This window comes from Syntrophotaleaceae bacterium, from assembly GCA_041390365.1.
Taxonomy (GTDB): Bacteria; Desulfobacterota; Desulfuromonadia; order Desulfuromonadales; family Syntrophotaleaceae; genus JAWKQB01.
This window is the reverse complement of the sequence record JAWKQB010000001.1, coordinates 1,233,632-1,255,160: the sequence shown is the minus strand read 5'-3', so window position 1 is coordinate 1,255,160 and position 21,529 is coordinate 1,233,632. Positions and strand designations below refer to the sequence as shown.

The 21,529-nt window shown below is 49.5% G+C and carries 15 protein-coding genes and 1 riboswitch; all 15 genes read left to right on the top strand.

The window, feature by feature from the left end:
* Nucleotides 1-10: 10 nt before the first annotated feature.
* The 15 genes from R2940_05885 to R2940_05815 all read left to right on the top strand — a co-directional run bounded on the left by R2940_05885 (nucleotide 11) and on the right by R2940_05815 (nucleotide 21,502).
* Nucleotides 11-1,264, top strand: a complete 1,254-nt coding sequence (locus R2940_05885; GenBank protein MEZ4599300.1) for a glycosyltransferase family 4 protein — start codon at nucleotides 11-13, stop codon at nucleotides 1,262-1,264.
* A 630-nt stretch (nucleotides 1,265-1,894) separates the two neighbouring features.
* A riboswitch (cyclic di-GMP riboswitch) is annotated at nucleotides 1,895-1,978 on the top strand.
* A 165-nt stretch (nucleotides 1,979-2,143) separates the two neighbouring features.
* The gene (locus R2940_05880; GenBank protein MEZ4599299.1) at nucleotides 2,144-4,903 is read left to right on the top strand and encodes an Ig-like domain-containing protein; all 2,760 of its coding nucleotides are present in this window, start codon (nucleotides 2,144-2,146) and stop codon (nucleotides 4,901-4,903) included.
* A 267-nt stretch (nucleotides 4,904-5,170) separates the two neighbouring features.
* On the top strand, nucleotides 5,171-6,490 hold the full coding sequence (locus R2940_05875) for a hypothetical protein (protein MEZ4599298.1): 1,320 nt from the start codon (nucleotides 5,171-5,173) through the stop codon (nucleotides 6,488-6,490).
* A 303-nt stretch (nucleotides 6,491-6,793) separates the two neighbouring features.
* The gene (locus R2940_05870; protein MEZ4599297.1) at nucleotides 6,794-8,092 is read left to right on the top strand and encodes a UDP-N-acetylglucosamine 1-carboxyvinyltransferase; all 1,299 of its coding nucleotides are present in this window, start codon (nucleotides 6,794-6,796) and stop codon (nucleotides 8,090-8,092) included.
* A 47-nt stretch (nucleotides 8,093-8,139) separates the two neighbouring features.
* On the top strand, nucleotides 8,140-9,450 hold the full coding sequence (locus tag R2940_05865) for an oligosaccharide flippase family protein (protein MEZ4599296.1): 1,311 nt from the start codon (nucleotides 8,140-8,142) through the stop codon (nucleotides 9,448-9,450).
* A gap of 32 nt (nucleotides 9,451-9,482) precedes the next feature.
* Nucleotides 9,483-10,793: a glycosyltransferase family 4 protein gene (locus R2940_05860; protein ID MEZ4599295.1), complete on the top strand. Its 1,311-nt coding sequence runs from the start codon at nucleotides 9,483-9,485 to the stop codon at nucleotides 10,791-10,793.
* Nucleotides 10,794-10,873: 80 nt separating this feature from the next.
* Complete coding sequence (locus R2940_05855; GenBank protein MEZ4599294.1) at nucleotides 10,874-12,082, top strand: O-antigen ligase family protein; 1,209 nt, start codon at nucleotides 10,874-10,876, stop codon at nucleotides 12,080-12,082.
* 18 nt (nucleotides 12,083-12,100) lie between these two features.
* Nucleotides 12,101-13,624, top strand: a complete 1,524-nt coding sequence (locus R2940_05850) for an asparagine synthase-related protein (protein MEZ4599293.1) — start codon at nucleotides 12,101-12,103, stop codon at nucleotides 13,622-13,624.
* A 14-nt stretch (nucleotides 13,625-13,638) separates the two neighbouring features.
* Nucleotides 13,639-14,757 carry a glycosyltransferase gene (locus tag R2940_05845; GenBank protein MEZ4599292.1) on the top strand — a complete coding sequence of 373 codons (1,119 nt, stop codon included), beginning with the start codon at nucleotides 13,639-13,641 and terminating at the stop codon, nucleotides 14,755-14,757.
* Between the two features lie 45 nt (nucleotides 14,758-14,802).
* Complete coding sequence (locus tag R2940_05840) at nucleotides 14,803-16,041, top strand: glycosyltransferase (GenBank protein ID MEZ4599291.1); 1,239 nt, start codon at nucleotides 14,803-14,805, stop codon at nucleotides 16,039-16,041.
* Between the two features lie 13 nt (nucleotides 16,042-16,054).
* Nucleotides 16,055-17,239, top strand: a complete 1,185-nt coding sequence (locus R2940_05835) for a glycosyltransferase family 4 protein (protein MEZ4599290.1) — start codon at nucleotides 16,055-16,057, stop codon at nucleotides 17,237-17,239.
* A 225-nt stretch (nucleotides 17,240-17,464) separates the two neighbouring features.
* A complete protein-coding gene (locus tag R2940_05830) occupies nucleotides 17,465-18,520 on the top strand; it encodes a GNAT family N-acetyltransferase (GenBank protein ID MEZ4599289.1) in 1,056 nt (351 codons plus the stop codon).
* Between the two features lie 242 nt (nucleotides 18,521-18,762).
* On the top strand, nucleotides 18,763-19,980 hold the full coding sequence (locus R2940_05825; protein MEZ4599288.1) for a hypothetical protein: 1,218 nt from the start codon (nucleotides 18,763-18,765) through the stop codon (nucleotides 19,978-19,980).
* Nucleotides 19,962-20,855, top strand: coding sequence for a class I SAM-dependent methyltransferase (locus R2940_05820; GenBank protein ID MEZ4599287.1), 894 nt, complete (start codon nucleotides 19,962-19,964; stop codon nucleotides 20,853-20,855). The genes R2940_05825 and R2940_05820 overlap by 19 nt, the downstream gene beginning before the upstream one ends.
* Nucleotides 20,849-21,502: a sugar transferase gene (locus R2940_05815; GenBank protein MEZ4599286.1), complete on the top strand. Its 654-nt coding sequence runs from the start codon at nucleotides 20,849-20,851 to the stop codon at nucleotides 21,500-21,502. The genes R2940_05820 and R2940_05815 overlap by 7 nt, the downstream gene beginning before the upstream one ends.
* The last annotated feature ends 27 nt before the right edge of the window (nucleotides 21,503-21,529 follow it).

Sequence of the window (21,529 nt, the reverse complement as noted above, 5' to 3'; positions counted from 1 at the left end):
GAGCCATACTTTGAAAGTTCTATACTTCCACGAGTATTTTTCCACTCATGAAGGTTCTTCAGGGAGCCGATCCTATGAAAATGCCAAGGCCCTGATTGCCAAGGGCCATGAAGTCACCATGGTCTGCGGAACCACGGGCCGCTCCGATACAGGGCTAAGTGGCGACTTCCAAAACGGCAAGCGGACCGGAAACGTTGACGGGATCGAAGTTGTCGAATGGCATCTTCCCTATTCCAACTACGACGGCTTTGTTAAAAGAAGCATCACGTTTCTCCGTTATGCAATGCGCGGCCTCGGTTTGGCCCTGACCCGAAAATACGATCTTCTTTTCGCCACCTCAACGCCCCTCACAGCCGGAGTGCCGGGGATCGCCGCCAGCCTTCTGCGGCGGAAACCTTTTGTGTTCGAAGTCAGGGATCTCTGGCCGGAGCTTCCAAGGGAAATGGGGATTGTCAGCAACCCCCTGATTCTGAAAGCCCTGGACATCCTGGAATGGCTGTCCTACCACACGGCCACAAGGTGCATCGGGCTCTCGCCAGGGATAGTCGAAGGGATTATCCGAAGGGGCATCGATCCGCAGAAGGTGGCCTTGATACCCAACGGCAGCGATCTCGATCTGTTTACACCGGACGGGAACAGTTATCGCCCGAAAATTTTACAGGGCAAAGATTTTGTCGCCATCTTCTCCGGGGCGCACGGAATGGCCAATGGTCTTGACGCCCTGCTCGATACGGCCGCTGAACTGATGCGGCGTCAGCGGGACGACATCCACCTTCTTTTTGTGGGCGAGGGGAAGATGAAGCCGGCCCTTCAGCAGCGGGCAGCGGCGGAAAATTTAAAAAATTGCCTTTTTCTGGATTCCATTCCCCGAAAGAAGCTGGCCGCACTGCAGAGAAGTGTCAATGTCGGGCTGATGATTCTGGCCAACATTCCAGCCTTTTATTACGGAACGTCCCCCAATAAATTCTTCGATTACATCTCCTCGGGGCTGCCCGTACTCAACAACTATCCGGGATGGCTTGCGAATCTGATCCAGGAGCACAACTGCGGCCTTGCCGTCCCTCCCTCGGATCCGAAAGTTTTCGCGGACGCTCTGGAGTACATGGCCGACCATCCTGGCGAACTCGAGACTATGGGGAAGAATGCCCGGCGCCTGGCCGAAATGGAATTCGGGCGCAGGAAACTGGCCGATGAATTCGTAAATTGGCTGGAGGGTGTTCATGATAAAACGACGGTTTTCCAAAAAGGGTCCAGCCTCAGGTGATTTCTCTTATAAATTCATAACTTTTCCAGCTTTCTTCACCCAGTTCGGCAGATACGCTGGAGCCGTCCGTCTCTCTCTGGCTACAGCACAAACTTCTCACAGAATGACCCGCCCGGAATATTCATTAGACCGGGAAGGATGCAGCAGAAGCTCTCATGGACATCCGACTTAGTTCCCCGTCAAATTAATCCTGCCTTGTCGTATTCTCCCGACAAAAAATCTGGCTTGCAACCCATTGTCATCCTTGATGTTTAAAGCATTTCTACCTGGCCTTATGTGCAGATGTGCAATTTATAAAGGTTTTTTCCTCGCTAAAAGGCTTGGCGAAAAGACATTTTTTGTTGCATGCGATTTCCCCTTTTCTCTCCCTGGTCATTATCTTCCTGAAATCACAAGAAAAAATTTTTCCCTCTGGTTTTGCCGGTAAGGCATCCCAAAGTTAGGAAAAAATTATCTTTGTCCTGAACATCTATCTAAGCTGTCGGAATCATTGTCCATTAAATTCAAGTAAGTATCTGTTTTTGCGTTTAAAAACGCTTGTGGCACATGGATTGCTCAAGAGCAGAAAACAAAGCAAAGCTCTCTCACGAGAGTAAAACCAAAGCAAGGGAGGTCTGGTTCAACCGCAGTCTTCGATAAGGGCAAACCCGAAGTGATTCGGGGACGCAAAGCCGTGGATCCCCTCTCCAGGGAGTGGATGGCCAGGTTACCGAAAAGAATGTGAAAGCGCAAAACCATAAGGAGGTGTTTTTCTTATGCGCTTTCTTGCCCGAAGGAAGCGTTTTTTTGTGCCAATTTCAAGGCACCCAGGCGATGGAATCCCATGCTGTGACCGGACCCGCATGAGGCGGGCCCAAATTGACAAGGAGAGGAAAAAAGATGTCAGCAAGAAAAGCAGGAAGAAAAGCAGGAACTTATATCTTTTCAACTCTGCTATGCGGGCTTATCGGCCTTGCTCTGTTATCAGGTTTTTCAGGAGAAGCTTCCGCGGCCACCTATCCGGCCCCTGTATTGAATAGCGCAAAAATGGTTGACGGCAATTATGTCTTGAACTGGAGCCTGCCCGCCGGAACGAGCGAAGTGCCTTCCGGGGGATACGACATCTGGATCGACGGCCAGGATAGCGCAACCAGATGGCGCACCACCGGCACCAGCCAGACCATCAGCGGTCTGGACCCCGCCGTCAAGCATACCTTCAGCGTGGAAGCCCGGTGGTATCAGGCCACTCCCGCCCAGTTCCCCCGTTCTGCAACGGTGACGGTGGAGACGGCGACCGCTCATCCAGCTCCCGTCCTCAGCACCGCCAAACTGGAAAACGGGTCCTATGTCCTGAGTTGGAGCATGCCGAGCAACTCCAACGGGACCCCGGCCGGCGGTTACGACATCTGGATCAATGGGCACGACACCAACACCACCTACCGCACCACCGGCACCAGCCGGACCATCAGCGGACTCGACACCAAGGCAAACCATCGGTTCCTGGTTGAAGCCCGGTGGACCCAAACAAGCCCTTATGTTTTCCCCCGGTCCAACGAACTGACGGTGAATGCTGCCGCCGCCACCGATCCTTATCCGGCTCCGGTACTCAACAGTGCCAAACTGGAAAACGGGTCCTATGTCCTGAGTTGGAGCATGCCGAGCAACTCCAACGGGACCCCGGCCGGCGGTTACGACATCTGGATCGATGGTCACGACACCAACACCACCTACCGCACAACCGGCACCAGCCGGACCATCAGCGGACTCGACACCAGGGCAACCCATCGGTTCCTGGTTGAAGCCCGGTGGACCCAGGCAAGCCCTTATGCTTACCCCCGGTCCAAAGAACTGACGGTCAGTGCTGCCGCCGGCGACACCTCCGCTCCGGCCGTGTCTATAACCGGTCCTTCGGCAAATACCACCATAACCAGTGCCCAGACCTTGAACATCACGGCCAACGCCAGCGACAACGTCGCCGTGGCCAAAGTGGACTTTTACGATGGCACCCATCTCATCGGATCCGACACCACGAGCCCCTATTCTGCCTCGATGGCAGTTGCGCCGGCCAACAACGGTACCCACACTCTTGCCGCGGTTGCCTATGACCAGGCCGGCAATTCCAAACGCTCCTCAGCGGTTTCGGTCGTGGTCAACATCGCCGCTGCTGCTGACTCTTATCCGGCGCCGGTGTTGAATTCAGTCAAGGCCGAAGGAACGAACATGGTTCTCTCCTGGACCATGCCGCAAAATTCCAATGGCGTACCCTCCGGCGGCTACGATATCTGGATCGACGGGAAGGATACGAACACCACCTGGCGCACCACCCAAAATACGGCCGTCATCAGCGGGCTGAGCCCGGGACTCGAGCACAGCTTTGAAGTGGAAGCCCGTTGGGTACAGGCGAATCCGTATGTTTTCAAAAAAAGCAATAAACTGTATGGAACGATCCAGGCTGATAACCCGTCGGAAACCCCTCCCTCCGCTAGCGGTCCCTTGAGGGCCTTCCCCGGCGCCGAAGGGTTCGGCGCCAATGCCAAAGGGGGCCGGGGCGGCAAGATCATCAAGGTCACCAACCTGAATTCCAGCGGAACCGGTTCCTTGAGGGCGGCTCTCGAAGCATCCGGGCCCCGGATTGTCGTATTCGAGGTCTCCGGACAGATCAATCTGGGCTCTTCGGCGGCCAGAGTTCAAAATCCCTACATCACGGTTGCCGGCCAGACCGCTCCTTCGCCCGGAATTACGGTTCAGGGCGGGATCGACATCACCACCCACGACGTTGTCTTCCAGCATCTCCGGGTACGGGCCGGGGCATCAGGACCTCGAGACGTTTTCAGACTGATGGGCGGATCATCGGCGAGCAACTCCATCTACAACATCGTCATCGATCATTGCTCAATCAGCTGGCCGGGTGGTGACGGGGATGAAATCTTCAGTACGGTGAACCATGTGCGGGATGTCACCATCAGCAATTGTCTCCTGAGCGAAACGACCAATGGAGCGACAGGTGCATTGCTGGTCGGAAACTACACCTATAATTTCACCATGGTGAGGAATGTGCTGGCCCATTCGAACGCCCGGGTTCCTCGAATCGACAAGGATTGTTCCGTCGCCGCCGTCAACAACCTCACCTACAACTCCAGCAGCAGCATGTTTGCGCTGGGAGGAACCGGGTCAGGAACCTTGATTTCGATCGTCGGAAACAAGTTTCTATACGGCCCAAGCACGCCTGCGGGGAAATATTTCGTAACCAGTTACAAAAGTATCGAAGGGACCAACAAATTTTATGTCGAAGGCAACAGTTATCCGAGTAACGGCATCTCCAGCAGTGCCCAAAAGTTTGTCGTAGGATCGCCTCCGGTCTCCTACAACAACGTCACGGCAAGAGATGTCCAAACCCTGGAAAGCTATCTCCTGCCGCGAGCGGGAGCACGCCCGGCCGATCGCGATCCGGTGGATGCCAGGGTCATCAACAGTGTCCAGAAAAGGACCGGTTCAATCATATCGCGGGAGTCGGAGGTGGGAGGTTTCCCGTCGCTGGCGAAAAACACGCGAACCTTGAATCTTCCGGCCAATCCGAATGGCGATGACGACGGAGATGGGTATACCAATATCGAGGAAACCCTTTACCAGATGGCACAGCAGGTCCAAGGTAACCTTTAGAGCCATGTCATGCAGATGAAATAGTCACTTTTCGCCTCACCTCCCTGTGGAGGTGGGGCGATTTTTTTTATTTCCACCACCCCTGCGTCCTGTGCAACAAAAGCATGATATGCTGCATAAACGGATGCTAATCGTTCATCGGAGCGGTTTTGCTATCTGGAAAATTTTCAAAATTCGAAATTTTATCCTTTTTGCATAGATGCCGTGCATTTCCGGATTTTCCGGGAGGACTTTGCATTAGAGAATAGTATAGGAGGTCGGGGTAGCATGAAGGCCATGGTTTTGGTTCTCCTGGTGACCACTCTGGAAGTTTCCTTTCCATGGATATACCCCGGCATCGAAATATCATCGCGAAACATCGGCTGCCTCTGGAACAGAAGATTGATCGGCAAGACGATCGAAACTTGTCAGAAGCCTTCCTTCAGGGCCTTCCCCGGCGCCGAAGGTTTCGGTGCCAATGCCAAAGGGGGCCGGGGCGGCAGGATCATCAAGGTCACCAACCTGAATTCCAGCGGGACCGGTTCCTTGAGAGCGGCCCTCGAGGCCTCCGGGCCCCGGATTGTCGTTTTCGAGGTCTCCGGACAGATCAATCTGGGATCCACTCCGGCCAGCATTCGGAATCCCTGGATAACCGTTGCCGGCCAGACCGCTCCTTCGCCCGGCATTACCGTTCAGGGGGGGATCGATGTCCGTGCTTACGAGGTTGTCTTTCAGCATATCCGGGTACGGGCCGGGGCATCAGGGCCTCGAGACGTTTTTAGATTGATGGGCGGATCTTCGGCAAGCAGTTCCATCTACAACATCGTCATCGATCATTGCTCGTTCAGCTGGCCGGGTGGTGACGGGGATGAAATATTCAGCACCGTTAATCATGTGCGCAACGTCACCCTCAGCAATTGTCTTCTGAGCGAAACGACCAACGGAGCGACAGGAGCATTGCTGGTCGGAAATTTCACTCAAAATTTCACTATGGTGAGAAATGTGATTGCGCATTCGAATGCGCGGGTTCCGCGAATCGACAGGGATTGTTCCGTCGCCGCCGTCAACAACCTCACCTACAACTCCGGCAGCAGCATGTTTTCGCTGGGAGGAACCGGTTCGGGAACCCTGATTTCGATGGTCGGAAACAAATTTCTTTACGGGCCAAGCACGCCTGCGGGGAAATATTTCGTAACCAGCTACAAAAGTATCGAAGGGACCAACAAGTTCTATGCGGAAGGCAACAGCTATCGGGGCAACGGGATATCCCGAGCTGCGCAAGTTTTCCTGACCGAATCCCCACCTGTGTACTACAAGAATGTCTCCCTTCATGAGGTCAAAACCCTGGAAACCTATCTCCTGCCGCGAGCTGGAGCACGTCCGGCAGATCGTGATCCGGTGGATGCCAGGGTCATCAACAGTGTCCAAAAGAGGACAGGCTCCATTATATCGCGGGAGTCGGAGGTGGGCGGTTTCCCCGCACTGAAGGAAAATCGTCGAATTTTTGATTTGCCGGCCAATCCGAATGGTGATGACGACAATGATGGATTGACCAATATCGAGGAAATCCTTGTAAAATTGGCCAGACAGGTGGAAGGCGACAATTGATTAAAATTAGCCTTGCCCACCAACTGATATCAGTCCCGGAATGGCTGTGCTTGAAAAAGAAAAAAACGGTGATAGCCTATTTTCGTAAACAAATGAAAATTCTAATTAAATGCGATGCAGGATTTGCAGTATTTATCAAAGGGGAGTTTTGCGTCGATTTTTGATACAACACATTTTTTCCGCATTTCCCCTCTCTTTAAACACCTCTTTAATATAGGTCAAAATATAAATTATTTATTTGATTAAAAGTATCGAGAATATTTTCTCGAAAATATTTTCTATTTATGAGCAGGAGAACTTCTTATGAAATCAGAACTTTCTGCTTTTATAGAAGAAAAAGTAAACGAAGAAAAGCTCGAAAAATATTTGATAAAACCTTCTCGCTTGGTCGGTAATGTCAAAATAAGCGGCGCCAAGAACAGCGTCCTTCGATTGCTGGCCGCATCTTTACTCTCCTCTGAAGAAGTTCTTATTGAAAATTATCCTGCAGAACTAAAGGATGCCGAGATCCATGTAGGAATGCTGGAATTGCTCGGAAAGACATGCCAAACAGGGGATGAGTCCATCATTATCACCGAAAATCAGGCACCTCCCTCCCGCCTGGATTGGAAAAAACGCTCGATTCGAAATACCCTTCTCGTTTTGGGAGCCCTTGTCGCGCGCACGGGCGCTGGAGCTGTTCCGCTGCCCGGAGGATGCCAGATTGGGGAAAGAAAATATGATCTCCATGAATTGGTGCTGCAAAAATTGGGCGCCAGGGTTTGGACCGAAAATAATTTTTTGTGTGCAGAGTCGAAAGGCCGACTGCGAGGCACCGACATTCATCTTCCTTTTCGTTCTACCGGGGCCACTGAAAACGCCATCATTTGCGGATGTCTTGCCACGGGAACCACCCGTGTATGGAATCCGCACGTTCGCCCCGAAATTCTTGACCTGATCCAGTTTCTGAAAAACATGGGGGCTGATATTGAAGTTTTTGGACAGGAACATATCGCCATTCATGGTTGTGATGGCTTGAAGGGCACCCGATACAGGGCTCTGCCCGACAATATGGAGGCCCTTACATGGCTCATTGCTTCCGTGATCACGGGAGGGGATATAGAAATCTACAACTTTCCCCTGCGTCATCTGGAAGTCCCGTTGATCCATCTCAGGGAAAGCGGCGCCCGGTTTTTTCATGGAGATGACTGTCTCATTGTTCGTGGCGGTAAATGTTATCCCATTGACATCAGCACCGGACCTTATCCCGGCATAAATTCCGATATGCAGCCTCTATTTGCGGTTTACGGTTCGTGCGCCCGGGGTGAATCAAGGATCATCGATCTGCGTTTCCCGGGACGGTACGGCTATGTGCGGGAACTCGCCAAAATGGGAGTTCGCTTCTCCATAGATGAAAACCTCCTGCGCATCAGCGGGGGTACGCAACTGGCCGGTGCAGAGGTAAGGGCTCTCGACCTTCGGGCCGGGATTGCCCTCACCTTAGCTGGTTTGGTCGCACATGGAGAAACGGTTGTTCATGATGTATGGCAGGTGGAGCGCGGATACAATCGCCTGATCCCGAAATTATGCAGTTTGGGAGCATCAGTTTCGGTTGTCCTGTAGGGAGGGGTATGATGTCTTTTTTCCGATTTACGATGCAGACAGCCTTCGTGAGAGCCTTTCTGGCCTTTCTGGCCTTTGGCATAAGCATCATCAATGCTCGCTACCTTGGGCCGGAAGGGGTAGGTATTCTTGCGCTTCTTCTTCTCGTAAAAGCTTTTGCTTTTCGATTTGGAAATCTGGGTTTTGGAAGCTCCTTTGCATTTTTTGTTGCCAAAGAAAAAGCCGATTTTCGCCAAATTTTCAAAATTTCAAAATATGTCAGCTTAGTCATATCGATAGCATGTTTGCTGATATTTCTTAATATTTGGAAAAATCCCATTTCACCTTGGAATGATATTCAATTCTCCTATTACCTGATTGCTGTTTCTGTTCTCCCTTTCACGTTTTTCAATAATTTCACTCAGAGAATCTTAAGTGGGCGTCTGAAGATTACAAAATTGAACATAGCCAGTATATTAAACGTTTTAATTCAATTGATTTTGGTAATATTTCTTGTAGTTTTGTTCAAATTTGGGATTTATGGAGCAATTATTTCATCAGTTTTTTCTGATATTGCAATGACAATTATTCTTATCATTTTTGCAAAAACGGAAAGTAATGTAAATTTGGTAGAAGAAAATGTTATTGAAGAAATAAAAACAACGAAATTACTTAAAAATCTTTGGAATTATGGTCGGTGGACCTATCTGCTTATGTTTACCAATCTTCTGGTAGAAGAACTACCCCTAGTATTTTTAAAAAAAATCACAGGGGATAACATTCTAGTCGGATTTTTTTCAAAGGCTAGAAGTGTCGGAAGGCAATCCCGACTCGTCGTCGAGCCGTTCACCCAAATGCTGTTCCCTTTTACTGCGGCATCAACAGAAGAAAGAGCGACAAGAAGAACAAATATTTTATGCAGAAATTCTTTAATAATAATGACATTGGTTATAATCACACTCATGATTTTCATAAAACCAATCATTGTTCTCTTATATGGTGAAGAGTTTATTCCATCTGCCAAAATTTATATTGCTCTCGCACCTGGAGTCATAATTTTTCCTTTCGGGCATTTTCTTGAAATTCATGTGGCAGCATCTGGAAAGCCACGGGACATTTTCATAGCAAGTGTTTCTACTTTAATCGTATCCGTCGGAATTTGCTTTCTCTTGATCCCACGCTATGGATCGGTTGGAGCAGGCTTGAGCGTGAGTCTTATTTATATGTTCAGAGCATTATTCAGGCTGATTGCATATGTTCGTATGACAAAATCTCCTGTTAAGCAAATAATCTTTCCTAGTCTTCAAGATTTTGCTTTCTATCAAGCCTTGTTCAGGACTCTGAATTATTATTTTTTGAAAAAAGCAAAATCTGTTTGAAATCTGCTTGGTTCCGTAAGGAAGGGGAAGATATGAAAGTGCTGTTTATAATAGGTCGCGTGGGGATCGGGGGACACGCCCGATCTGCACTTTCCATCGGCAGGGCATTGGCGGCAAAAGGAGTTCAGGTTCATGTCGCCGCCGGGGAAGGAAAGGGGATTTCCCTGTTGGAAAAGAGTGGCCTTCCTTACACGATTTTTCCAACAGGGTACGAAAAGGGGTATGTCATCAATCTCCAGAGTTTCCGTTCCTTCTCTCGCATAAATAAAACGTTTTCTCCTGACGTTTTTCATGCTTTCGATTCGAATGCCCTCATTCTGGGTTATAGGCATGCCAAAAAGAATTCGAAAAAGCTCGTGTACACAATTTGCGGCGGCCCGGTGCCCCGAAAGTCGATTCCTGTCATGCGGCCCCTGGTTGTTTTCAGCAATGAACTGAAGCAAGGTTTGATGGAAAAGGGGTTTCCTGAAGAAAATATCTCCGTTCATGCCGGGCGTATTGAATTTGAGAATAAAAAATATACGGAGAAATACCTTGTGGATTTTCTGAATCAGCTCAAGATACCGAAAGATGATCGAATCGTTCTGATGGTATCCAGGATTGCCACCTCAAAAATTCCAGCCCTGCTTAACTTCGTGAAAGCTGCTGATTACGTCGGTGCGGGCCATTCAGTAAAATTTCTCATTGTTGGATCTGCTGACGATTCACTGTCCCTGAATAAGTTACAGGAGTCCATCCATGATGTGAATAGAAGCCACAGCCAAACACTCATCACCTGGACAGATCATGGAAGCGAACAGGCGTCCGGATTATTGCCATTAGCTTCCATTGCGGTCGGAATGGGAAGATCGGCTTATGAGGCGATGAGTGTGGGCCTACCGACCCTGGTCATTGGGAACCATGGCTTCTCGGCACTTGCCTGCTCGGACACCTTCGCCACCCTCATGGAAAAAAACTTTTCCGGCCGAGATGCCAGTGACCGACCTGAAGACGATGCCTCTCCAGAAAAAGCGGGACAAGTCATCGTCGATCTTTTGAACGACCCGGGCAGAGCAGAAAAGATAGGGCAGGAAGGGATGAGTTGGATCAATGACCATCTCACAGCAGAGAAAGGTGCTGAATTCTATTCAAACATTTACAAAAAGGAAAATGATTATTTTATTCTTCCGGCTCAATCTGCCGTTCGAAAATTATACTTTAGAACGATTGGATTCCGAATTTTGAACCCGGTCTATAAACTACTGGCACCGATAAAATTTCAAAATTACATATCAAAGAAGAATAAAGAAATTCACAATAAAAAAACCGATTTTACTCTTTTAACCAAAAATATACCTTCATAAAACTGAAATTTATTTTCACGACAAAACTGGCGTCGAATATTCTTTTAATGAAATACGGATATTTAAGCAAGGAGAAGGGCATGAACAATGCTGGTTATGCTGCAGTCTGGCTTCTTGTTTTTGTGATTCCTCTCGAAAGTTCGATTTTTATAATGGGCGTGGGAACACTTGGACGAGTTGTCGGTATTTTCGCGATGGGTGTCGGTCTGTTCTTTCTTTTGGCTCTAAAGCAGGAATTTCGGTTTCATGCTCTGCTTTGGTTTATGCTTATTTTTGTCCTGTTAAATGCGACTTCGATGTTTTGGACAATAGCCCCGGAAAACACATACAAGAGAGCTTTCAGCTATTTTCAACTCCTGATGATGATGTGGCTCATCCTTCAGTGGTGCGACAAGGAAAACAAGGTTCATGGTCTCTACCTTGCGTTTGTACTTGGAAGTCTCGGTTTGGCTTGCGGGGTTTTAAATCAGTTTCTGAGCGGTACGATGGATGAACGCATCAGTGCCTACAATTTCAACCCCAATGAAATTGCCTCGATTCTGTCACTCAGTATCCCCTTTGCCTGGTACCTGTTCTTGAAAAAAGGCCCCTTGCGCTGGTTGTGCCTCGCTTCAATACCAGCCATCGGCCAGGCGATGTTATTGACAGGCTCTCGTGCGGGATTGGTGAAGGGTTTGCTCGGGGCGGCCTTTATTGTCCTAACCCCTCCGAAAGGCATGCGCCGCAGCTGGCCTTTCATTGTTGGAGGGGCATCCCTGGTGATCCTGGCTTCTGTATCGGTGTTTTTGCCCGAAAAAACCCTGGATCGCCTGTTGACCGTGCAGACTGAGTTGGCCAGCGGAAATCTCGGCGGTCGAGGAGAAATCTGGAGCCTGGGCCTGGAAGGGTTCGCGCATCACCCGATATGGGGAGTCGGGGCCGGATCCTTCAGCAGGACCATGTCATCCTATTTTCCGTTAGCGAAAGCCCCGCATAATGTCTTTATCTCCATTCTCGTTGACCTTGGTCTTGTCGGCCTAATTATATTCGGAATCATGACATTTATTGTCGCTCGTTCTGTCCTTAAATTAAAAGATATCGATTTAAAATTGTGGATTTTCGTGTTGTCAATCTGGTTTTCCTGCATAATGACCAGTAATTGGGAATGGAGAAAGCAGATGTGGCTGATTATGATTCTGTCTGTTACCCACTCTCTTAATGCAATAAGTAAAAGTAAGATAACCATAAATGGATACGAGGATCTAAATATGGCCAAGAGAATACAATTCAAGGCAATTGAACTGAATTAGGAAAACCACAAAATTTAAATGGGGTTTTTAAATATGAAAAACATTTGTAGAAATACTATGGATAAATACGATCTCGATTTATCGGTTTTCGAGAGATACAAGCACCTCGGGAGTGATTATCCATATTATTTCGAAGCTGATCCGGGACATTTTCATTACACAGTTGAATCAGCACTGCGGGCGAATCCCAAAATCGAGCGGTCGATAGATCCGGTCGGGATTGTGGAGATGTTAAGTCGCGGCAATTTGTTGGGCCAGCGCACCCTATTGAAGGGTTTGCGAAAAGCGCCCTGGAGAGCTGTCCCCGATGGAAGGGGAGGGTGGGACTATGCGGAGATACCCAAACATGGACGGGCCATTATACCCGATGGAGAGTTGGTGCGCCGATTCAGGGAGGCTTTGGAACGTGAAGGCTTGATCTATCTCAACGGCCGCAAGAGAGTTGGGATCCTTTTGTCCGGCGGGATGGACAGTCGAATTGTCGCCGGCATAGTCAAGGTATTGCAATTGCGTGGAGATTTTCCTGGGGAGGTCGTAGGAATCACCTGGGGAATTCCCGGCTCAAGGGATATGGCTTATTCAGCCGAAGTGGCCAAGCGTCTGGGTTGGGAACAACTCGAGTTTCAGCTGAATCCCGAACAGTTGCTTGAGAATATCCATGTTGCCGGAGAAATGGGGGCGGAATTTGCTCCCTATCACCTTCATGCCTTACCGAAGGTTGCGAACCTGAAGAATTTTGATGCCATAATCTTCGGAAATTACGGTGACGGGGTTGGACGCGCCGAGTATTCAGGCGTTCGGGTCGAAGCGCTGAAACCACTGGTTGGCAAGAACCTGAATCGCTACGGTCTGGTTCTGGACAGTGTGCTGGAAGCAGCCAGGACCAGGATTCATGAGGACGCCTATGGGCACAGAATAAACATTCAGAGGGATTTGGAATACCAATATCGTGAAATCGAATACCAAATGAACTGCATTCGTCGCAGGTCCCAGGCCGTTGCCAGCTGTGTAGGTAAACATATTCCGATTTTCCAAATGTTTACCTCTCCCGACGTGTTTGGTTTGGTTTGGGGTCTGGACCCCTCTGTTCGGGACGATCGTATTTATAAAGGTTTGCTCGAAGTGCTGCCCGGAAAGCTGGGAGAGATTCCCTGGGCCAGAACCGGAAGGGTTTTTGGAATGCAGGCCGGGGAAAGCGATACTCGGACCAAGGAGTATCACCGCTATGGCCAATGGCTTCGCAATGATCTGCGCAAGGAGGTGCTTTGCCTGGTCAATTCCGATGTCATTCGGGAGTTGGGCGTATTCAACGAAGCTTCCCTCGATGCAATGATTCAAATATGGCCGAAAGCAAAAACAGTGACGACGAATCACATTGATGAAAATATCGGTTGGCTGGCCTCTCTCTCGGTTTTCATAAATCGCTATGGAATCGGATCCAAGGAATCGGGGAAGCGGAATTTGGCGGATGTCCGTAACACTCTTCTCGGCTCGTTCAGAGGATGGACCTACCTTTCCATGCGTAACAGATACCGTCATTAACAGAAGGGATCTCTATGTGCCCATCCTCTCAACATATTGCCTTTTTCCTTCCCTCGCTGAGAGGAGGAGGTGCCGAGAGAGCCATGCTGGACCTCGCCACCGGTTTTGCCGATCAGGGGTACAGGGTCGACCTGGTTCTGGTGAACGCCGAAGGTCCCTATCTCGACCTTGTTCCTAAAAACGTCAGTGTTGTCGATCTTGGGGTCAACCGGGTTCTGAAAAGCCTTCCCGGGTTGATTCGCTATCTGCGGCAAAGGAGGCCTCAGGCGCTTCTCTCGACTCCGTTTCATGCAAACCTTGTCGCCCTTTCTGCCCGCAAGCTCAGCAGTATTCCGTTTCGGCTGGTTATTCGTGAAGCGACCACCATGTCGCAAAGTCTTTCACGCCATAAAGGGTTCAAGGCCTGGAGAGGGGTGCAACTGGTTAAACTGCTTTATCCTTCAGCGGACAAGATTGTCGCGGTTTCCAGGGGGGTTGCAGATGATTTGCAAAGTTTCGCCAAGTTGCCTGGACAGAAAATCGAGGTTGTTTACAATCCGGTCGTCACATCGGGCCTGGCCGATCAGGCCCAGGAACCTTTGGACCACCCCTGGTTCCTGCCGGGGGAGCCTCCGGTTGTTTTGGCCGTGGGCAGGCTGTCCCGTGCCAAAAATTTCGGAATGCTGATCAGAGCGTTCTCGCAGCCAGGCTTTCGACAAAAAGCCCGGCTTCTGATTCTGGGGGAAGGGGAGTTGAGAGCAGAGCTGGAGAAACTCGTGCTCGAACTGAAGCTTCAAGATTCCGTACTGCTGCCCGGGTTCAGCAAAAACCCATTTTCGTACATGGCCCGCTCCGCACTGTGTGTCCTTTCGTCCATTCAGGAAGGCTTTCCGAACGTCCTTGTCCAAGCCATGGCCGTGGGAACGCCGGTCGTGGCCACCGATTGCAGGAACGGGCCGGCGGAAATCCTGGAGAACGGACGATACGGCAGGCTGGTGCCGGTGAACGCGGTTTCGGAAATGGCCAGGGCAATCGAGGAAGAACTGTGCCAGAAAAGGAAGGACAATGTGGAACTCCGAAGTCTGCTGATGGCGAGGGCGGAACTGTTCAGCCAGGCAAAATCGATCAGAGCTTATTCCAAAGTTTTGTTTTAATCTTCCAGCATGACGGAACCGGAGACCTCTTATGCGGATGGGAATATGACAGATTCCAGCAGGAAGCCTTCGGAGCCTATCCGCACAAGCTTTATCATTACTTCCCTTGGTGCCGGCGGGGCCCAGATGATGCTTTTGAAACTCCTGCAGCAGCTTGACCGGAAAAAATTCGACCCTGAAGTTATTTCCCTTTCAGGGCTTCGTCCGGAAACATGTTTTCTGCTTGAGAGATATCGTTCTCTCGGCATCAAAACTCTTGTTTTCAATCTGAACCTGGGACCGGCCATGGCTTTGCAGATGGCCTCTTTGATTGCGCATTTGCGCAGACGGCAGCCCCGCCTGGTCAGTACCTGGATGTATCATGCCGACCTGATGGGTGGACTTGCCGCCCGTCTTGCCGGTCGATTTCCCGTTGTCTGGAATATTCGACACAGCAATCTCGATCGCGTCAAGGACAAAAAGTCCACGGTTATGGTTGCTGATTTATGTGCCCGATTATCTAAATATCTGCCTCAAAAAATTATATGTTGTGCCCGCGATTCACAGATAACCCATTCGTCCATCGGCTACGACCAAAACCGCATGTTGGTTATTCCCAACGGATTTTTTACGGATGAGTATGTCCCCGACCCTGAATTACGTATGAGGTCGAGAAAAGAACTGGGGATCGAGGACGACTTTTTAGCCATTGGAATGTTCGGACGCTACCATCCTCATAAAGGCCATAAAAATTTTTTTCAAGCTGCAGAAATTTTTGTGCGGGGAAACAGAAAAGTACGGTTTGTTCTCTGCGGATTTCAAGTCGACTGGGAAAACCAGGAGATTGCAGATTCTATACGCAAATACGGAATGGAGGATTACTTCCTGCTGCTTGGGCAGCAGGCGGATATGCCCCGTCTTTATTCAGCGCTGGATATCCTTGCTTCGGCATCCGTTTGCGAGGGGTTTTCAAATGTCATCGGCGAGGCCATGTCCTGTGGCGTCCCTTGTGCTGTGACTGACGTAGGAGATTCAGCCTGGATTGTCGGTGACACCGGAATGATTGTATCGCCAAACTCTCCCGAGGAATTGGCCCAAGCGTTGATAAAAATGACCGAGATTGGACAAAAAGAGAGAACCCGTCTCGGTATATCGGCCCGAGAGCGGATCGTTGATAATTTCTCAATACCCAAAATTGTCCGGCAGTATGAAGACCTTTTCGAATGTCTGGTGAAACATAACGAAAATGTGCATGGAGGGTACAAGTGCGGTCATGAAGTTGAAAAACTGAAAATAAATAATTAAGGAGATACTTAAAATGGCAAAAGTGGTCATTATTGCAAGCTTCGCTGAATCATTGATCAGATTTCGAGGAGACCTGATTCAGGAAATGGTCAAGAATAATCACGAGGTGATTGCCTGTGCTCCCGATGCTGATAAAAGAACCCTCAGCAGTTTGAAAACACTTGGTGTGAATTATCATAATATTCAGTTGAACAGAACGACTTTCAACATAAAATCGGAATTTTGTCTTGTTCTAAATCTCATAAATTTACTTAGAAAATTTAAGCCTGATGTTGTCCTGACTTACACTATTAAACCGAATATTTTTGGGTCTCTTGCCTCAATAATCTCAGGAGTTCCGAGGATAGGAGTTATGGTAACAGGTTTGGGGCACCCATTTTCTGAAGAGGCTGGAAATTTAACCAGAAAAATTGCAACTATTCTTTACAAAATGTCCATTACTAAAAGACATGTCATTTTTTTTCAAAATCCGGATGATATAAAACTTTTCATCGAAAATAAAATAATAAAAGAGAATACGGAGAAAATTTTAATAAACGGCTCCGGAGTTTGTCTGACGAAATTTTCTTCTAATGAACCACCGCAATCTCCCTCTTTTCTACTGATAGCAAGGCTTATCAAAGAAAAAGGAATAATCGAATTTGTCAATGCTGCAAAAATAGTGAAAAAAAAGTATCCAAATGTCAAATTCAGACTTGTAGGATCCTGCCATGATGATAAATATCACATCACTAAAGATGAACTTGATGGTTGGATAAAAGATGATTTAATCGAATATCACGGATACTTGAATGATGTTCGTAAAGTAATCGAGAGTTCCTCTGTCTATGTTTTGCCCAGTTTTTATCGCGAAGGGGTTCCCAGGTCAATTCTGGAAGCTATGGCGATGGCCCGGCCTATCATCACAACCGATTCCCCCGGATGCCGTGAGACGGTGGTCCACGGACTAAACGGTCTTCTTGTGCCACCAAGAGACGCCGAGGCGTTGGCCGGTGCCATGGAACAGTTGATCGAAAATCCTTCGCTCATCAAAAAGATGGGTCTGGCCAGCAGAGCAATCGCCGAAGAGAAGTATGATGTGAAAAAGGTCAACAGAGTCATTCTGGAAAACCTTGGTCTCCTTCCTGATGGCGATGCCGGTTTGACGATCAAGCATCGGTTTCCCTGGAAAGGTGGAGAACCTGAGTTTAACCGCTAGACTTTCAGTGAACAGGAAAAAAGGAGGCGGCTTCATTTTTTTACTACACTAGTGCCTAGTGCGCTCCGGACCTTTTGGTCGCTGTCTACGTTCCGCCTTCTCGGCTCAACTCTAGCTAGGCCTGCGGCGGCGCGCCTTGACAGTAACCAAAATGGCTCAGAATTTCTTGACACGCTCAAGCGCACGGGACACCAGTTATCCCTCACAGTCTTTTCAGGAGGGTCCATGCAAGCCGAATTCATTTCCTCGGACGATTCCAGATGGAAGGATCTGCTGAAAATAGCCGATCACGACCTGTACCATCTGCCTGAATATCTCTCCCTTGCAGCTCGTCATGAAGGCGGCATGCCGTGCGCTTTTTGGGCTGAAACTGCTGAAAGTGTTTTTCTTGTTCCTCTTCTGAAACGTGTCATCCCCGCCGATCTGAAGTCGGAATACAGCCTGTGCGATGTTTTCACGCCTTACGGGTATCCCGGTCCAATCTTGAACGGGAATCATTCCGAAAAAAACATTGAAGACATTTTGCAGGGTTTTTTCAGTGCATGCCGAAAAAACGGCGTTGTATCGGCTTTTTGGCGACTTCACCCTTTGCTGCCGTTTCCAGCTGACCCTCTTCAAAAACTCGGAACACTTGTCCAGCATGGGAATACGGTTTATATCGATCTTTCCCATACCCCTGAACAAATGTGGCAGGAAACCAGCAATAATCACAGGCGCCACATAAAGCGCTTGCGTGAGCACGGCTTTGTTGCCGTTCGCAATGAATGGCGGTACTGGCAGTCGTTTATCGATGCCTATCGTGAAAACATGGACCGAGTCAGTGCCGATGGGTTTTACTTCTTTTCGAATCGGTATTTTGAGGACCTGCGAACTACATTCGGTGAAAAGCTCGATCTATGGACGGTATTGTCCGCTGAGGGGGACTTTGCAGGGAGTATGCTTTTCACTATGGAGAATGGAATCGTTCAATACCATCTTGGTGGAACCATGACCAGATACATGAATTTTTCTCCAAACAAGCTGATCATTGCCGAGGCACGGCTCTGTTTCAAAAAAGAAGGGCATCGCTTTCTTCATCTGGGTGGCGGGCTCGGTGGTGCCACAGACTCGCTGTATACCTATAAAGCCCGATTTTCGCCCCTGTCCGTTCCGTTTTATACCTTTCGGGCTGTCGTCATTGCGGATGTCTATGCCGATCTTACCCAGAAGCGGTTAGGAAAGATGGAGGCACAGGATTCCGGAAAAATGGGCTTTTTTCCTGCCTACCGCATACCGTCATAATCGCGTTCGGATCGTCGGTCGTTTTCCCTTAGTGGCCGGTGCCGCTAACCCCGACTTCTCATACCAGCCCATTTCGCAAGGGACACTGTTCGAAAATGAGATTTTTCACACCGGCGTATTTACAAAAGGAAAGAACCATTTAACATTGTGATTAGCTAATTTTTCGACAAGTATGCGTGTGGATAAACCAGCAGCCGCCAGTGCCGGTCGGATGCAACTCCATCCTTTCATGGAGGCTTCTTTTGAAACCTGCCCTTGTACTCAGCGCTCACACGATGTCTCTAGGCATCGTCCGCGCCCTCGGGGAAATGGGAGTGCCGATTGTCCTGTTTCGGTACGACGAAAGGGACATGGCGCACAAATCGCGCTATGTCAAAGAGGTGATCAAAGTTCCTCATCCTGAAGAGCAGGAAATCGAGTTCATCGATGCTTTATTGCACCAGAAAGACCGTTTCAAAGACTCCTTTCTGGTGCCCGCATCCGATGAAACCGTGGCCGTCCTCGCCAGGAACAGATCGCTGCTGGACAAATATTTTGTGGTTGCCTGCCCCGAAGGGGATATCGTTTCCCTTTTCATCGAGAAAAAACATACCTACCGTTGCGCTGAAGCCTTTGGTGTTCCGGTACCCAAAACCATGGTTCCCGCATCGGTTGAGGATGTCGAACGCTACGCCGCCGGCATTGAATTTCCCTGTCTGGTGAAACCATCCCAGAGTCATCTGTTTTATGATCGATTCAAAAGGAAAATGGTTCCGGTGCGGAATCTGGACGAGATGGTCACCGTGTATCGGCAGTCTGCTGACTGCAACCTCGAGGTGATGCTGCAGGAAATCATTCCGGGTGGGGATGAGACGGTTGTCAACTACAATGCCTACGCCTGGGAAGGGCGGTCCCTGGTCGAATTTACAGCTCGGCACATCCGCAACGCACCGCCTATGTGGGGATCCCCCCGTGTTGCCCGGAGTGAATGGATCCCCGAGATCATCGAGCCCGGTAGAAAGGCACTCCAGTCCATAGGTTTTTACGGTTTTGCCTGCACGGAGTTCAAGCAGGATGCTCGTGACGGTGTCTACAAGCTGATGGAAATCAATGGCCGCCACAATCTGTCCGGGCTGCTTGCGGTTCGCTGCGGCATCAATTTCCCCTGGCTGCACTATCGTCATCTCATGGAGGGGGTTGTCCCCGAAAAGGCCGCATTCCGCGAGAATGTCTACTGGGTCGATATAACTCGCGACCTGGGGTATTCCCTCAAATATTTTCGGCAGGAAAAATACTCTTTGGCTGCCTATCTGCGTCCGTATTTCAACGCTCATGTATTCGGTATTTTCGACCTCAAGGACTTAAGCCCTTTTATCAGGAGGTGCAGCTTCCTGGCAAAGCAACTCTTAGAGAGAAGGGAAGAGAAGAACGCCCCGCCGTTTTCAGCGGAAGGAGCCACGCCATGGAAAAGAAATGGATAGACTGCAATGTCTGCGGGATGGATCAATTCAAAGCAATTGCCAAACAAGGTGGATGGACCATAGGGCAGTGTCGAAATTGCGGCCTCATTTATGTGAATCCCACAGCCATTTTTAGACCTGATCATGAATTTTCGAAAGTATCCCTTGGATTTCAATACACGAGATATCAGAGTGTCAACCTCTCGAACAAGGTTATCGAATTCGAAAAAAAACAGCTTCTGGAAAATCGTGCTTCACTGGAAAAATTCGGCTGCAGTGCGCCTTCAAAATTCAGGTTTCTGGATGTCGGCTGTGGTTCGGGAGCTTCTGTGCGGGCAGCAGCGGAACTCGGATGGGAAGCTGTCGGCATAGATCTGGATCCAGAATTAATTGAAAAAGGGCGAAGAGAATTAGAGATGGATTTGCGCTGCACCACTCTGCTTGAGGCTCACATGGAAAAGGAGCAATTCGATTTTATCCGCCTGCGGGATGTCATCGAACACCTGCCTGATCCTTATGAAACTTTGCTGGAAATAAAACGTCTGCTTGTGCCGGGAGGCGGGGTGCTTGTTTCCACCCCCAATGAAGGTTCCATGCCCACCAGGCTCCGCCAGGCCTTGGGTTATCGACGTCGGGTGGTTGCCACCGTAACTCCCCCGCACCATCTCCATGGCTTCAACAGGCATACCCTGCAGAAGATTATTCAAAGGGCCGAGCTGTTTATAGACGAAATCAAATCAACGACTCCGGTGGACCCGTCTTACGTCACATCCCGCAACATGCTTTCCTCGCAAAACTCATGTTCTGTTTTCCTTTGGAATCTGGGAAGGAGTCTCGACATGGGAAGCATGCTCATTGGCTGGGCGAGAAAGATTTCTGGGAGTCCTTTATGTTGAAGTCAGTTTTTTTGAAACGGAGTATGGACCTGGTCCTGGCGATTGCGGCATTCATACTGTTGCTGCCATTGTTCGCACTGCTGGCCTGTCTTATCCTTGCCAGACTTGGAAGACCGATAATCTTTTGCCAGATAAGGCCGGGGCTTGCCGGCAAACCTTTTCAGATCTACAAGTTTCGCACCATGACCGAGGCCAGAGACGATGAGGGCAGGCTGCTTCCTGACAGGCAGCGGCTCACGCCTCTGGGCGAGTTCTTGCGTCGGACCAGCCTTGATGAGCTGCCCGAGTTATACAATGTCATCAAAGGCGATCTCAGCCTGGTCGGGCCCCGTCCGCTGCTGTCGCGTTACATTCCCTACTATAGCGAGCGCGAGTGTTTGCGGCACACGGTCAAACCCGGACTCACAGGGTGGGCCCAGATCAATGGTCGCAACTATCTACCCTGGACCGAGAGATTGGCTCTCGACGTCTGGTATGTCGAAAACTGGTCCCTGTTGCTGGACATCCGGATTCTTTTGAAGACCGTAGCGATCGTGGTTGGTCAGGAGGGCGTTTCCGCCGATCCTGACCAGGCTGAAAGCGATCTGGATCAGGAGAGGAGAGAACAGGTTGTTTCCGCCGCTGCCATGGGCATCAGCAGGGAATGACCAATCCACAGCTAATCGAGGCCCCCT